The sequence below is a fragment of the Paenibacillus sp. ATY16 genome, assembly GCF_003399985.2.
Classification (GTDB): domain Bacteria; phylum Bacillota; class Bacilli; order Paenibacillales; family Paenibacillaceae; genus Pristimantibacillus; species Pristimantibacillus glycanilyticus.
In genome coordinates this window covers 327695-343637 of sequence record NZ_NMOK02000014.1, presented here as the reverse complement: position 1 = coordinate 343637, position 15943 = coordinate 327695, and the positions used below count along the sequence as shown (strand labels likewise).

Sequence of the window (15943 nt, the reverse complement as noted above, 5' to 3'; positions counted from 1 at the left end):
CTCGTTGTTCAGTTTTCAAAGAACAATTTCTTCAACAACGCTGAATATCTTATCACGTTATCGAATTCAGTGTCAAGCTTTGTTTTTCATCGCATTTCTCGATGACGTTTAGCTTTTCGTCCGAACCGCTTGTCTCTCTCGGCCGGAATTAGAATATATCATAGTTCGAAATGCGATTGCAAGCTTTTTTTTAAAATTAATTACGCTTTATCTCTCACTCTTCATATTGATCATTAGAAGAGCCGGCGGGCAGCATCGTTTGGCTGCATTCATCCTCGGGCATTTCTTGCTTCCATGGAGGATCGTATTTGCGCATCCGGTTGGATACCCAATAGAAGCACATCGGGATGATCACGCATAGAGCAGCACTGAACAATATACTGGCCGACGGCAACAGTCCGATCATTCTTTTTAACAAATCCATTCTAGTCCTCCGTTAAATTAATGTTGCCGCTTCTCCTTATGCTTACCTTTACATCCATTTGCACCGGGCGGGTAGAAAAGAGTTTGCCTTCCTCTTCCCACTGGTTCTCATGCTGCTTGAACCATCTGTAATGATTATGGAACAAATATTCGCGGAGTCCCATTACATCGCAGTTAAATTCATGCTGTAGTTTATTGGCCGTGGACTCCATCAATTTAACGATTTCCTTCTGAACGCCGGTTTCCATTGCGGATATAGCAGGCTCCTTCAACGTATCCGGCGCATGGAACACCTCGTCCACAGACCCTTCCACTTCAATATGAAAAATGAAAGAAGGCAGGTTATCCCGGCCAAATGTACAATCCAGCTTCCTGCTCGCGCGTTCGATGCTGAATACGCCAAGCCGGTCTTCAAAGGTGAATTTAATTTGACCGCCTTTAATGTGCCCTTCCATAAAGTTAAGCCCGGCTGTTTCCTTATTATTCAAGAAACCAACCAATTGATTCGAAGCTCCATTAAAGACAGCGGCTTCGGTTACGGTTGAGTAATTGGGGCTGCCGTTCTTAACGCCCTGGATGGCAAAGCTTTTGTGCTTGAGCAGAAATTCATGGACATCGCCGATACGCGATTCAGGCAAGATCCTCGAGCTTTCCTTCGTATTATCCGACAACTCCTCAAGATACTGTGCCGGCAGCTTCTGATCCGGCGGATGCGTATTCAAAATATTTGCCGCCTTATCCCGGGTGACCATCACCCTGGTGGACCGCCTCATCTGACTCTCCCGCAAGAAGAAATCAATGGCTTCGGCAAATTTCTGGGGTTTCCGGGCAATGCTTTCCGAAATGATTATAACTTTTAAATGTTCAAAAAAAGGAGCGCGGCTTAATCGCTGAGAAAGCTTGGCCATGGAGGTAGCCATCGCGTTTTCTTCCACCGACATATTGAAATAGGCTTTATCGCCCCCAGAGCCTCCATCCGATTTATTAGTGCTTAAACCTGCCGGCATAACAATCTGGTAGACCACCTTAAAGGTCTGCTTGGAAGAGGCGCTCTGATTATCCTGCGACTGCTTGTCGTTATCTTGAATGCTGGTGTCTTGCTTCTCTCCCTCTTTCTTGTCCGGCTCGTCGATTCCTACCCCAACGACAAAACCGCGCTGGTCAATTTCAACACGGTCCCAGCAGCCTGTCAGCAGAACAGAAGCCATGAATAGCAAGGGCAGCATCCGCCTATGCACCGCTCTTGTCATTTGCCTTCTCCTCCTTGTTGTTCTTCTTTCCTCCAAACATTAGAAGAGAGACCGGCAACAAAACGCCGGAAAGCATCGCCAAATAACTGATGATATTTCCAAGGGTTGCGAATTGAGACATGTCCCCCGGTGTCATGCAGATTAAATAGGCAATAGGCGATATAATAAGCAGCCGATAACGTTTGGACAATTTTTTGAACATAAAAGACAAACACTCATTTGCCAAATCGAATCCCATTGCCGCCGTATTGTAAATCGTCATAATCCAAATGACAAAAAACAACGATTCGAAGCGTTCAAAAAAGTTGCCGGGGAACTGGATTTCCTTAGCAAGCTCGATAGTTGGATAAACGATATTCATAGCCCCGATATTGGAGAAAATCCCTATGACCAGTTGGTAAATAACCAGGTAAATGAAAACCGTCAGCGCAATGCCCGACATAACCGCCCTAGGCGCTTTCTCGGGACGTTCCATAAACACGATATAGTAGAGAATAATCTCGAACCCAAGCAAGGAGTAAATAACCTCCTTCATCCCTTGGGCAATGCCTATTGGCGGCGTAATCATAAATGGCTTCAAATTCCCGAACTCAAACCATCTGTATCCAAAACAGACGACAATCACAATCATAATAAGGACGGAAGGCAGAAACAAAATATTAAGCCGAAGCAGTCCCGATCTGCTGCCGGATACACCATAGACAACAACAAGAATAAAAACGAGGGAGATATACTCAACCGGAGTTCTATCAAATAAATATTGTTTTGAAATATTCGCGATCGCTCTCGTCTCATAGGAGCAGAACCCCAAAAAATAGCTGAATTGGAGAGCGGCAATGAGATAAGTGAACGGCCGGCCCACCAAGGTTACGGAATAGTCAAGGAAGTTTTTGTTCCCCGCCCGGACCGCCACCTTTGAGACAAGCCAGCCGGCAAGAAGAGCAATGCCGCCCGCGAGCAAAATGCTTATCCAGCCGTCGAACGAGCTTGTGTAGGTTGCCACCGAGCGGGGCAGCGTCAGAACGCCTACGCCTACCAGCATGGATACGATGGTCATGCCCATTTCCAAGGTAGACAGAGGTTTTTCGCCATAGCTGTTTATTCTCATGCTTTCCCCTTTCTCTTGCTGTTCTTGCTCAATCTTTTCGAATCCATCGTTTCCAATATTTCGGGTCTATGAGATAAGCGGATAACAGGCAAACGGTAAATGAGATCACGCCAGTCCGACAATCGAAGCGGCGCCAGAGGGGCGGTATACGGAATGCCGAAGCTCCTCAGATTCACGAGATGGATGCAAGTAACAATCATCGCAAGCACGACGCCGTAAAGCCCGAATACGCTTGCCGCAATCATAATAAGAAATCTCATTAACCGGATGGTAATGGCAAAGCCGTAAGAAGGTATCGCAAAGGAAGCGATAGCCGTTACTGCCACGACAACAACCATGACCGGACTTACGATGCCTGCCGTTACCGCTGCTTCGCCTATGACCAGACCGCCGACAACGCCGATAGTCTGACCAATCGATTTGGGCAGTCTCACCCCCGCTTCCCGCAGAAGCTCTAAGGTAGCCTCCATCAGAAAGGTCTCGACTACTGCCGGAAAAGGAACTCCTTCCCTCGTTCCCGCCACGGAAAAGGCAAGCTTGGACGGCAACATCCCGTGATGATATTCCAATATGGCGATATACATGCCCGGAAGGAATAACGCCACAAACACCGCCATGACGCGCAAAAGCCGAAGAACGCTGGATAGTATCCAGTTCTGGTAATAATCCTCCGGCGATTGAATAAAGGAAGCTATCGTTATCGGCAGGATCAACTGAAACGGCGTACCGTCGACAAGTATCCCCACTCTTCCTTGCAGCAGAGCACCCGCCACCTTATCCGGACGTTCCGTATTCAGAATTTGGGGGAAGGGCGACCAGTAATGATCCTGGATCCATTGCTCGATAAAGCCGGAGCCTTCCGGATCATCAATGTCAATCGTACTGATTCTCCGCTTTACTTCTTTCACGAGCATAGGATTGACGATACCGTCTATATAAGCGACCGTTACATCCTTCCTGGATCTTCTTCCGATGCAATAGGATTCAAACCGCAGATGGGGATCCCGGATCCTTCTTCTAATCAAAGCCGTATTGGTCCTCAGATCTTCCGTAAAGCCATCCCTTGGCCCCCGGATAAGCGACTCGGTCTGCGGCTCTTCTATCGCCCGGCTTTTCCAGCCCTTGCTTCCGATCAGAACCGTCTCTTCCATGTCTTCCACAAATAGAGCGGCGTCTCCGGACAGGATTGTCAGCATAATGTCATCCCAATCCGAAGAACGCCTCATGTCCTGCAGAGACAGCTGCTCGGTCGTTTGCGCCTCCAGCCCTCTGCTGTATTCATCGTCCATTTGGCCGGTATTCTCGGTACGTTCCGTACGGGTAAAATGGCTTCCGCTGACTTGTGTCAGCTGGCTGATGACCTGATTTTGAATAACCTGCTTGTCAGCCAGGCCCTCAATGCATACAACCGCCGCTTTTTCACCCTCCGCCATTCGAAACGTACGAATCAACAAATCGTTGGGCGAGCCAAGCGACTGCTTGATAAAAGCTAAATTATCGTTGACGGATGCGAATGGTTTCGATGGCTGCTCTAATGGTTGTCCGTTATGCTCCATATACATCCTCCCGCCAATTCGTTTAACTTCATGATGCCCGTGAAAGGAAATTTTATGAAGGAAAAACAAAAAACCACCTGAAAAGGTGGCGGGTTAAAAAGGATTTCTCCGTTGATATTACTGTACTTTGCGGTAAGGCTTGCGGTATTCCTGCGGCGTCACTCCGTGAACCTTGCGGAACAATCTGGCAAAGTACGAGAAGTTCCCGTAGCTGAGCCCGTCGGCAATCTCGCTGATGCTGCGGTCCGTCGTAGCCAGCAGCTCCGCGGCCCTTTCCATTCGTTCCTTCAATATATAATCGGTCAGTACCATGCCGGTCTCCTTCCGGAACAAGCGGGACAGATAGGCCGGATTCACAAAAGCAATGGACGCCAGCTGCTCGCGGGACAACTCTTCGTTCAGATGCTCGGCGATATGCGCCTTTACCTTTTGAACAATTGGACTAACGGACATCGTTCTCGCAAACAGACTGCCCGCGGCTTCGGCTATACAGCTTACCCATAGCTTGAACTGTACGACGGAACGGGTTGCGGTCTCCACGCCGGAGCAGGCGTGATTCTCGTAAAGCTGCTGGGCTTGAAGCCCCTTGCGGTGCATCGCGTAATAGATGACCTGCAAGAGCGCATGGTAGGCAGCGGTTAACGTCTCGACCGTTGCTTTAGTAGAATCCATAGAATCGGTCCACTCTGCGAGCTTGAGAGAGAGCTCTGCCGTGCTCCCCTGCTCCAGCAAATCCGCCCAATCCAGCATGGACTCGGTGAAGGTAGCGGCTGGTCTGGCCGAATTGCTCAGCGGGTCCTCGCTCCAGATTACGCCGCCCGCCATGCTCACATTGCGGTATTCCTTGTTAAGCAGCGCCAGATAGCTTTGCAGTACTTCCGATACGGCGGTTAATTGACCCACATAACAAGAGAGTCGGCAATAGAAATACTGCCTGCAGGCTTCGAGGTAATTCCGGCACAAAGCCTCGATTTCCTCTCTAGCCGCTTCGACCTCGCCTAGATGCAGCACCACAAGAATATTTCCCCGGTGATCCTGGATAACGTTGCCGGAAAGCTTCTCGAGCAGCAGCTCTTCAGCCGATTTGCGCAGCGCAAATTCCATGATAAGCTCATCCCGTTCGTTAAGCGGACGTTCCCAGCTCTCCACGCTGATTAGGATGAGGCGCACCTGTTCCACCGTACTCATCCGCATATCGTAAGCGGAGAGCGACTGTCGTATAGCGTCCGGATTGCTTGAAACTCTCCGTTCGAGCAGATCCTGCCAGAACCGCTCGACAAGCATCGGCTTGCGGCTGTTCCACAGCTCAACGATCTTGTTATACTGATCGTCGGTCTCGCTTATTCTCCGCTTCTCCTTCACCCGGGAGATGGCGGTAAGCAGCGTCTCCTCCAGCTCGGTATAAACAACGGGCTTCAGCAAATATTCAAAGCTGCCTAAATGGATCGCGCGCTTGGCGTACTCGAACTCGGAATGGCAGGTCAAGACGATTGTCTCCGGCTGCATCCCTTGCGCTTTTACCCATTCCATCAGTTCGAGGCCGCTGATCTCCGGCATTTCGATATCGCATATGACAATATCGATCGGCTGTTCAAGCAGCAGCTGCTGCGCCATTGGAGCATGATACGCTTCATGCACCTCGTCTACCCCGATCAATTCCCATCGTACGCCCGAACGGAGTCCTTTTACCGCATAGATCTCATCATCGACAATAAGTACCCGTATCATAGTCCCGGCTCCCTTTCTCCCGTTTTGTACCTCGGCACCCGTAGCGTTACAACCGCGCCTTGCGGATCCGCGCTGCCAAATGCCATTCTGACCGTTCCTTTATAGTAGAGCCTGCATCGCCGGACAACGTTCCACAGCCCCAAGCTGCCGTCCCCGGGTTCAAGCGAATGCACCTTTACGCGCAATTGCTCCATTTGCTCCGCCGTTAGACCTTTCCCGTTATCCTCCACCTCAATGATCAGCTCTGCGTCCTCCCCCGATACCTTCACCCGGATATGGAACGGCGAGCCCGTACGGATCGAGAAGCCGTGCACCATTGCGTTCTCCACTATCGGCTGAATAGTCAGGGGCGGAATATTGACCTTCTCGAGCGCCGGATCAACCTCGAAATCAAAAGCGAGCGTCTCCGGGAACCGGTATTTCTGAATCGATAGATAATGGAAGATATGCTCGACTTCTTCCTTCACAGTCACCGTTGATACCTGAGTACGGGTTGTAAACCGGAAATACCTCACAAGATGAAGGGACATGTTCTGGATGACTTCATAGTCTTTGATCTGGGCAAGCTGATAGACGATATTGAGAGAATTCATAAAGAAATGGGGGTGAATCTGGGCTTGCAGATGCTTCAGCTCCGCCTTCTGCGTCCGCAACTGCTCCTCGTAAATATCTATCTTCAAATGCTCAATCTGCTGGGCCATGCCGTTAAACGTCTCTTTGAGCGTGATAAACTCCTGAAGCTTGTAATCCTCCATCCGGACGCTTAAGTCGCCTGAGCGGATTTTCCGCATCCCTTTAATGAAATGATGGATCGGCTTCACGATCGAATTTTGCAGGAATAAGAGATAAAGTCCCAGCATGATCGCCGCCAGCATCGGAATGAGATACGTCATTTTGCGGAAGATCGGAAGACCTTCGAGAAGCTTGCGCTCCGGCAGCAGGAAGATCAGGTTCATATCCGCCATCCGGGAGCTCTTGGCTACAAGCAAATACGGATTGCCAAGCTTGACAATATTGTAGGCCGCATTTCCGTTATCCATATAAGCCGTCAGGTCAAAGGCTTCAACCTCTTGGCGAATGGATGTGCCAACCGTTGAAAGAGGCTTGCCTTCCCCCGATACCAGAAGCGCTTCCGCCTTGCCACCCTGACCCAGCTGGCGGATTGGCTCCATCAACCGGTTGAGGTCAATCCAGGCTCCGATATAGGAGTCGTAATTCGTATCCACGACCCGGACGAGCGCGTATTGCCCCTTCAGCTCGACTACCTTCCAGCCCGCGCGAAGCGCCGGATCGTGATCCGCAAGCAGCTCCTTCAGCTTGGATTGTATCTCCTGCTTGCGGGCATAGGTAACGGATTGCTGCTGGGCGACAAGAAGCTCCTTGTATTTCCCGCCGTAAGCGAACAACACATCCGCCGCGTCGTAATAGTTGATGTTCAAATCCAGATCGTTTGCCGTCTGCGTCGTGGACAGATAATACTCCCAGCTGTCCTTATCGTATTGGCTGAGCGAAATCAGGCTTTGATCCTGCTCTGCCGCTTTATAGAGATAGTTCTCGATCTCGCCAAGAACCTGGTCCATATCGTTCATGTACATGGTGAGCATGTTGCGGTTCGACTGCGCCACCTGGGAATGGACAACCTTCGTCGCGTAAAGATTGTTCCACAACAGTAAAATGACGAGAGGAATAATAACGAGACCAAAGCCAAGTATCAGTCTGGATCGCATCGTTGCTTGTCTCATGACCTTCCTCCTCTCCTCATAGGGGCTTAGTCGGCAGCTAATGGTCAGCAAGCCATAAATCAAGCTGGCGCTGCTTCTCCCGGACAACCTTATCGGCTCCCGCCGCCTTCAGCTTGCTTACGTACATCGGAATGATTTTCTCCGGATCCTGGGCACCTGTGTTAAAAGCCGGCATAAATTCCTTCTCGACCAGAATCGAAGCCGCAATCTCCGCTTTCACCCGCTCCGGGTTAAAAACAAAGCCTAACGCCTTCGACTTATCCGCCTGCTCGTTAAAGCTGCGGTATTCCTGCCATAATCCCGGGTTCTCATTATCCCACAAGTAAGAATTCAATTGATTGCCGAACATCCACGGCTGGTTCAGATTATAGCCAACCGTCTTCGCGTCAACGCCGGGCGGGTAGCCAATGACGTTGTCGGATTTCTTGACATAATGTATGCCTTCAATGCCCCAATCCAGCAGATTCAGCAAATAAGGATCCGTATACAAGAGATTAAGCAGCATCATCGATTTCTCCGGATGCTTCGCGTTGCGGGTGATCGCAAACATCGCGCTTGTTGTATCCGCCGTGGTGGTATAGGGCCTCGTCAGCTCTACGCTTACCATCGGATATCCGGTATCCCTGGAGGCTTGAATCTCGAAGCCTGGCTTCAGCGACTCTGCGTAAGCGAAGGCATTGCCGGCTTTTACCGCGTCATATTCGTTATCCTTCGACGTTGTCGCATCCGCATTGAGGTAACCCTTCCGGTTCCACTCGTAAAGCAGCTTGGCATACGCCATAAATTCAGGAGTCTCCGCCATACTCAGCACCTTCGTCGACTGCCCTTCGCGGCGCAGAACGCCCGGACCTTCTCCCAGCATGTCGAATATGCCGTATTGCATCATAAACGTAAGCGGACTGCGGTCTGCCCTTGCCTGCAGCGGGGCCAGCTCCGGTTCATCCCGCTTGATCTTCTCGAAGATTGGGCCAAAATCGGCCAATGTCTTGACCTGCGACAGATCGATGTCGTACTTGTCGACCAGATCCTGACGGAGCACAAGTCCTTTGCTGGAGGCAAACTCCTTGTTGGTCACAATGCCGTACAGCTTGCCGTTTACTTTGCTGGCCTCCAGAATGGAAGGATCCAGAATCTTGCGGATTCCCGCTCCGTATTTGTCCAGTAATTCATCCAGCGGCAGATAACGACCCTTCGCAATCTCGTCTCCAAAGCGCATCCAGCCAGCCGTAAAAATAATGTCCATCTGCTCGCCGGATGCGAACATTAGCCCCGTCTTATCCCACCAGGAGCCCATGTCGATCGTGCGGATATCCACGGTTGCGTTTATTTTTTTCATGAGGTAGTCATTGATTTTATCTTCAACAAGGTTAAGATCCTTCGGCACATTGCCTGCGGGGAAAACCATAACCAGCCGGTCTGTATCGCTGTCTGCTGCGGGCTTTTCCTCCGTTTCTTCTTGGATCCGGGCTGTATTGGAATGGGCCGGGGATTTGGCCGGGTTGGATGTTTGTCCGTACATCGTCGAGAATGCGATTAGAATAGCAACGACGAGCAGCGATCCCATTATAATTGGAAGCGCTTTCTTATCAGCTCTGTTGAACATGTCACTCGTCTCCTTGGCTCAAGGTTAGATACCTCATCATACAACGGCCTGATTCTTTCCGACTACTCTAATTGTAACTTTTAATAATAAGATTGTGACCTTGAGAGCATGGCAAACAGCCGGTCCGGGAAACTCTCCCTGACCGGCTTGCCCGGACTCGCTATGATTTGTTCATCAGACCGCCTGCCTGCAGGAGTCGCTTCAGCGTTACGGCTGCTTCAGCGCGCGATGCTTGGTCGAGCGGAGCAAACTTGCCGGCAGATTTGCCTTGCATGATTCCGGCGGCAACAAGCTCGTTGATTGCGGATTTCGCCCAATCGGCAATCTGGCTGCCGTCTTGCGGGAAGACCGCTTCCGGCGCTTCGGATTGGATTGGCGCGGACCCGCGCTTCGTAACCAGAACCAATGCCCGTGCCAGCATAACCGCCATTTCCTGACGGGTAATTTCCTGATTCGGACGGAAGGTCCCGTCACTCATGCCTTTTACAATGCCGTATTGAACGGCTGTCTTCACATAAGAAGCGTACCAGGCGGATGAAGCAACATCCGTAAAGGACGGGACTGATGTTTCACTGTCTGATGCAAGGCCAAGCGCTTTGACGACAAGCGCCGCAAACTCAGCTCTCGTTATATTGCGGTTAGGAGCGAACAGATCCGTAGATACGCCGTTCACTATCCGTTTGTTCGCCAGCAGCAGAATATCGTCTTTGGCCCAATGGGCAGCGATATCCTTGAAGGAAGCATCCGTAACCGCAACGGCGTATAAGCTGTTAGTTGCGCTAAGTACCGACACGACCGTATTCCCGCCTTGACTTGCGAACAACGCCGGAACCGTTCTGAACTGGCCCGTTGCCGGATCGTAAACAATAACAGAGCTGTGGTCTTGATCTACCTGACCATTAAACGTAAAGCTTCTTGCAACAAACTGCTTGCCGAATTGATGGACCGGCATGGACTGGCCGCCGGATTGCAGCGTCAGCTCGAAGGAAACCGGATTGCCGGCAAGAGTAAAGCCCGCGGAAGCGGCTTTGCTCTTCATTTCGTCGGCTAACGTGCCGGAAACCGGCGAGAGGGTCAGCGTGAGCTTGGCATCGGCAGCTGCCAATGCATCCGCATAACCCGCTTCCTTCAGAATCGTCCATATCGTTGATGGAAGCGTGTAGGTCATTCCGCCATAACGGATAACAATGGATGTTTCTTGCGTTGCGGATGCAGCCGCCTTCAATGCAGCGGCAGAGAATTCGGCTGCACCCGAGTTATCGCCTACTGGCAGGTCGATGACGATTTCCTTTTTGCCCGCGGTTAGTCCGGCATTCAGGTCGGCGTCATAGTTAACGGAAGACCTAACCGGTGTTGAACCGCCCCCGCCCGTATGGCCGGAGCCCGAGTTGTCTTCATGCGTAATCGTGCGCAATTCAAACCCAGTGGACTTCGCATTAAAAACAGGACCAAGCTTCGTATTGCGGACAATGACATTATCCAGATTAATGGAGCCACTTACGTCATTATTAACATGGATGCCCCATGTACCGGTGCCGTCAATGACATAGTTCTCGATCGTAATGCTGCGGGTACCGTTAGCAATCGCGTTTGGCCCGTTTACGTACAAGCCTTGATAAGTGCTGTCGAGTGCCGTGTTATCTCGGATGGTAATGTCGGCGTCAATCGGCTTATCGCCCGTGAACAGCCAGATTGCACCGAAGTTTTGACCCCAGCTTGGCTCGCGGCCGCCGGTACGGATCAGCGTATTGCGCTCGATAAGCGTGGTGCCTCCAAAGGCGACCGGATTAAAGCGTGTCGATACCGCAATCCCCGCGCCAAAGCCAACCGTATCCGTCAGGATATTATCCTGCACCTTGTTATCGCGTCCTCCGAAAATAGCCACGTTATCGGCCAGCCATGGCAGTTGAACCGTATTGAAGCGTACGGTATTGCTGCTTACCCGGCTGTCATCGTCGGACACGCCTTCCGGCTTCTGCGACCAAAGCGCGATGCTGTCATCGCCGGAGTTGCGGATATGGGTCTGCTCTATCATCGAATTTCGCGTACCCGTTGTAAAATTGATGCCGTCCGCGTAAGTATCGCGAATTCGTACTCCGCCAACGTACAAGCCGTCCGTCACGACTCCCTCATCGCTGCGCATCGACCAAATGCCTGCCTTGGCATGCTCGATCCATACATTCTGTAGGATGGAGCCTTTGCCAAACGTTCCGTCAAAGCCCGCTTCGCGCAGCTCGTCATGACGTCCCGTTACGCCAAGATCCATGTAGAGATCGTAGACGCGAACCTTGCTTCCTTCCGCCAGGAAGCCTGCGCCATGCAGTTCCGTATGCCAGATCCCAGCACCGCGGATCGTTACATTATCGATATGGAGAGGTCCTTGCGCAAGCTTAAAGCTTCCTGCCGGAATCCACACGCCGGCACCTTGCTCCTTGGCAGCCGCGATTGCGGCTTCGAATGCGGCCGAGTCGTCGGAGCCGTCATTGGCCGTTGCACCAAAATCCGTCACCGATAAATAACTATCCGGCTTCGAATACGCGTCAGGCGCCTGCTCCAAATCAACCAGATCCACTACGTAATAATCGGCTGTATCGTCAGCCTCTTTCACGAGACGGATTGTCGAACCTGCCGCCGCATCTCCTATTAATAAGCGGGACTCATCATAGAAACGATGAGCGTCTCCGTCTGCCGGATTATTCGTCCACGGATATTTGCCGTATACCCAGCTGTACTTGCTGGAAAGGTTGATTTTGCCTTGCTTTTCGCCATTAATATAAAGCGTCAGCGTATGCTCTTCGCCGTCACCCGCCGGAGAATCCGGGATGATATAACGCATGGTCAGTGCATTTGCCTGTTCCGTTGTTTTGAACTCGACATATTGCCCTGTGGCATCCAGACGAACCGCTTCTCTGCCGGAGGCCTCGGAAGCGAAGGTCTTAAACGTACGGTCTTCTTCAATGAGAGTACCGTTTGTTGTTCCTTGCTCTGCCTCATAAGTTGTGAACGGAACGGTCGCTCCGCGGTAATCCTTGCTCACCGCATTGTGCACGAGAAGGTAATCTACGTCGATACAGCCCGTGCTGCCGTTGTCGTATTGAAGCGATACGGTATTCATGCCTGCGCGAAGCGGCAGCTCGAGGGTAAGATCTGACCAGTTGCTGCCCGTGCTTGGGAACTCTGCGGCAGCGGCTTGCTTCAGACCGTTGACGTAAAGGGCTAACGTTGCTGTACTGCTGTCGCTATTGCGGAAACGTAGCTTAGCGGAGTAGTTAGCTGCTATCTCCGTATTTACGGCAAAAAGCAATGCTGCATCCTCTTGCGTAAAGCCGGCAACGGAAGTTCCGTTTGCCTTTACGCCACCCGTCATAAACGAGTCTTCCGCTTCGTAACGGACATCGCTTTTCACCGCTTGAAGCTGCCAATGCGCCGCAGCTTCGGAAGCATCCAAGGCTTGAACGGATACAGCGCCAGCGGCACCAACCGTCAAATATTGCCCTTTGGCAGAAGCATTGCCGAGCACTTGATAACCTCCGTAAGAAGAGACATTCCATTGCGTGGACAAGCTTACCACATCGGTTAAAACGGTTGCTTGACCGCTTGCCTTCACGGCTAGCTTGCGGCCGCTTGCCTGATTCACGTATTGCTTATGGCCGTTATAATCCTGCGGCAGCCATTCTGCCGCTTTGCCGTCGGCAGCGGCAGGCTTATCCGCCACAATTACGCCATAACGTTCAATCAATGCTTTGCCGCTGACAGCATCCACAATCCGGACCGCGTTAAGCTCCTTTAATACCGGAGTTACCGCATTTGCCGGACCGTCAACCGGCGGCACCGTTACCGCTTCAGCAGGCGCCGTCTCGAATCTCCATTGCACGCCGCGGCTTTCAATCGATCTCAATTCATACTGAGCGTAGCCCTGCAGGTCTTCGGTATGAATATAGTTGTCTTCGTAACCAAGAGCTGCGCTGCGGAGCAGATAAAGGCCGGCTGAAGGACCATTTTCCACAACCCATTGCACCTTCGTGTCGTCTGCAGCCGGCGAAGCCGTTGTCTCGAGGTAGCTTTGCAGATGTTCAATCGAAATCGCATTGCCGGTCGCCCGGTTTACGATCAGCTGCTTGCCTTCCTTACTGGTCATCTTCCAATGCGAAGCCGCGTTATTGGCAGCCGGCGTTCCGTACAAAACAACGTTATTGCCATTCTCGTACAGGTATTGCCCGGAAGCTTCGTTCTTGATGCGGATATAACCTTCCGGCAGCCCGGCCGGTGCTTGAGGTGCAGCCTCCAGCACCCACTGCGCGCTGCCCCAGTCGGCAGGAATCGGACTCGCCTGACCATAGCCGGTCTGATCCTGCATATGAATGCGGGCAGGTTCGTTATTCCAGTTCGCGTTCCAGCCGTTGCTGAATATTTTCGTATTCGCCGCTCCATCAACATCCGTCATCTCCCACTGCACGCTGCCCCATGACTTATCAAGCGTCAAGCTTTCCAGAGGCTTTAGATGAGGGTTTGCTTCATTCTCGGCACGGTTAATGTTTTCATTCGAGATCATATGACCGGTCGCCTTGTTCACGATGTATACGCCTTGCGGAGCGGTCTCGATGGACCACTGGGAAGCCGGATCATCCTCTGCAGGCTGACCGTAAGCGACATTGCCGTTCTCATCCTCAAAGAGATATTGGCCAAAATAGCTGTTCTTCAGGCGCACATAAGCAGGCGCAGTCTCGCCTACCGTAATAAACTCCCATTTCGGGCTGCCCCAATCCTTCGGCACGACGCTAAGCTGCGCGTGCTTCAGCTTGTTCTCGACGTTAATGTATTTGCCGCTGGCATCGCCAGGCTTGCCAATCAGCTTGTAGCCTTGATACGTCTCGATCGTCCAGTCGCCCGCTGATGATTCGTCGGCCAACGCCGTTGATTTCAGTGCGTCCCGGTCGCCTGCTGCTCCTTCATTGTTTAAGTAGTGACCGGTCCCGCGGTTCTTGATCCGCTTCACGCCGTCATGCTCCTCAACCAGCCATTGCGCATTCCGGTCCGAAGGCTGTACGTTACCGTACTGGACAACGCCGTTTGCATCCTCGAACAAATACAGCTGCAGCCAGTTGTTCTTGATCCGGATATACGGAATAACAGGCTCCTTCGGCGGAGCCGGATCTTCCAGCGCCCATTGCGCGCTGCCCCACGTTACCTGCGCCCAGTTATTGCCCTGCGCGAAGCCGTCCTGATTCTGCACGTTGATGAAGCTGTTCGCGTTTGCCGCGCTTCGGAGCGTGACGTAGCCTTCGACTTCACCGCCGCTGTCATTCTTGGCGGCCGCAACTACCCAGGCCGAATCCGCGCTTGGCGAGTTCTCCGCGGAGAGCGGTGTTGCTCCTACGTAATCGACGCTTGTTGCGTAATGACCGGTTGCTAGATTGCGCAGCAGCGTCCCGTTTGCCGTGTCGATTAGAATCCATTGCGACGCCTTATCGGTGTAGGCGGGTTCGCCATATTTGATCTGGCCGTTCTCTTCATACAAATAGGTGCCCTTCCAATTGTTCTTGATCCGCTTCGGAGCGGAATCCGCCGCAGGCTCAAGCCTCCAGACGGCGCTGCCCCAGCTCTTTTGCGCCCAGTTGTTCGCGCGGACGATGCCGTCCGGGCCGTTGCCGGTGCCCTGAATATTAACGATCCAGCTGTTGTCGCGGGAGCTGACGATGTTGATGCCGCCATTGTCATCAGCCGCTTCGAGGGACCATAAATCCGATGTCCAGCCCTCGTCAATCGCGGAAATACCAACCGGGTTCGTCATTTGCTCCGCGGTAATCGCCTGCGAATGAAGATAATGTCCGGTTGCTCGGTTGCGTAGACGTTGGTAGCCACCCTTGTCTTCCACGAACCATTGCGAAGACGTATCGTTCAAAGCGATTTCTCCGTATTTCATTTCTCCGTCTTCTTCATATAAATAGGAGCCGTTCCACGGACTAACGATCCGAACCGGCTCGGTTGCTTCGGCGGGATCCAGCGTCCATGTCGCGCTTCCCCAATCCTTTTGCGCCCAGTTGTTCGCCTGCACCTTGCCGTCTTGAATCTGGAAGTTGACAATCCACGACGAATTGCGGGTGCTGATAATATTGAACTCGCCAGGCTTGCTCGCTACTTCCGCAATATCCCAGGTGTCGGCTGCCGAGCCTTCGCTTGCAGCAGAGCTCTCAACCGCATTCGTAATATTCGCATCCGTCACTTGCTCCGAGTTCATGTAATGGCCGGTCGCGCGGTTCTTGATGCGCTTATGTCCATCCTTCTCCTCGATTGTCCATTGCGCATAAGGATCGTTTACTGCGGGAAAACCGTAACGCACTTTACCTTCGGCATCCTCATAAAGCGAGTACCCTTGCCAAGGATTATGAATTCGCATGTAAGCGTATTCATTATTAACCCCGGAAACGCCGTCCGCACTAGCGGACAGCGGGGGGATCGCAATAAGGAGCGCCATGCACAGAATCATCAGCTTTTTCAATAATGATGGCATTGATCCCATTCCTCCTAAAATG

At 52.0% G+C, this 15943-nt stretch carries 8 protein-coding genes; all 8 read right to left on the bottom strand.

From position 1 onward, the window contains the following. Positions 1–214: 214 nt before the first annotated feature. Positions 215–424, bottom strand: coding sequence for a hypothetical protein (locus CFI03_RS08420; RefSeq protein ID WP_116394226.1), 210 nt, complete (start codon positions 422–424; stop codon positions 215–217). A 1-nt stretch (position 425) separates the two neighbouring features. Then, the gene (locus CFI03_RS08415; RefSeq protein WP_116394225.1) at positions 426–1673 is read right to left on the bottom strand and encodes a Ger(x)C family spore germination protein; all 1248 of its coding nucleotides are present in this window, start codon (positions 1671–1673) and stop codon (positions 426–428) included. Next, a complete protein-coding gene (locus CFI03_RS08410) occupies positions 1654–2781 on the bottom strand; it encodes a GerAB/ArcD/ProY family transporter (RefSeq protein WP_116394224.1) in 1128 nt (375 codons plus the stop codon). The genes CFI03_RS08415 and CFI03_RS08410 overlap by 20 nt, the downstream gene beginning before the upstream one ends. Next, entirely contained in the window at positions 2778–4337 is a 1560-nt protein-coding gene (locus CFI03_RS08405; RefSeq protein WP_116394223.1) for a spore germination protein, read from the bottom strand. Before CFI03_RS08405 ends, CFI03_RS08410 begins: the two co-directional genes overlap by 4 nt. Before the next feature lie 117 nt (positions 4338–4454). Beyond that, positions 4455–6065, bottom strand: a complete 1611-nt coding sequence (locus tag CFI03_RS08400; protein ID WP_116394222.1) for a helix-turn-helix domain-containing protein — start codon at positions 6063–6065, stop codon at positions 4455–4457. Further along, the gene (locus CFI03_RS08395) at positions 6062–7807 is read right to left on the bottom strand and encodes a sensor histidine kinase (protein ID WP_116394221.1); all 1746 of its coding nucleotides are present in this window, start codon (positions 7805–7807) and stop codon (positions 6062–6064) included. Before CFI03_RS08395 ends, CFI03_RS08400 begins: the two co-directional genes overlap by 4 nt. 37 nt (positions 7808–7844) lie before the next feature. Beyond that, a complete protein-coding gene (locus CFI03_RS08390) occupies positions 7845–9410 on the bottom strand; it encodes an ABC transporter substrate-binding protein (RefSeq protein ID WP_116394220.1) in 1566 nt (521 codons plus the stop codon). A gap of 160 nt (positions 9411–9570) precedes the next feature. Next, a complete protein-coding gene (locus tag CFI03_RS08385) occupies positions 9571–15921 on the bottom strand; it encodes an S-layer homology domain-containing protein (protein ID WP_162862775.1) in 6351 nt (2116 codons plus the stop codon). Between the last annotated feature and the right edge of the window lie 22 nt (positions 15922–15943).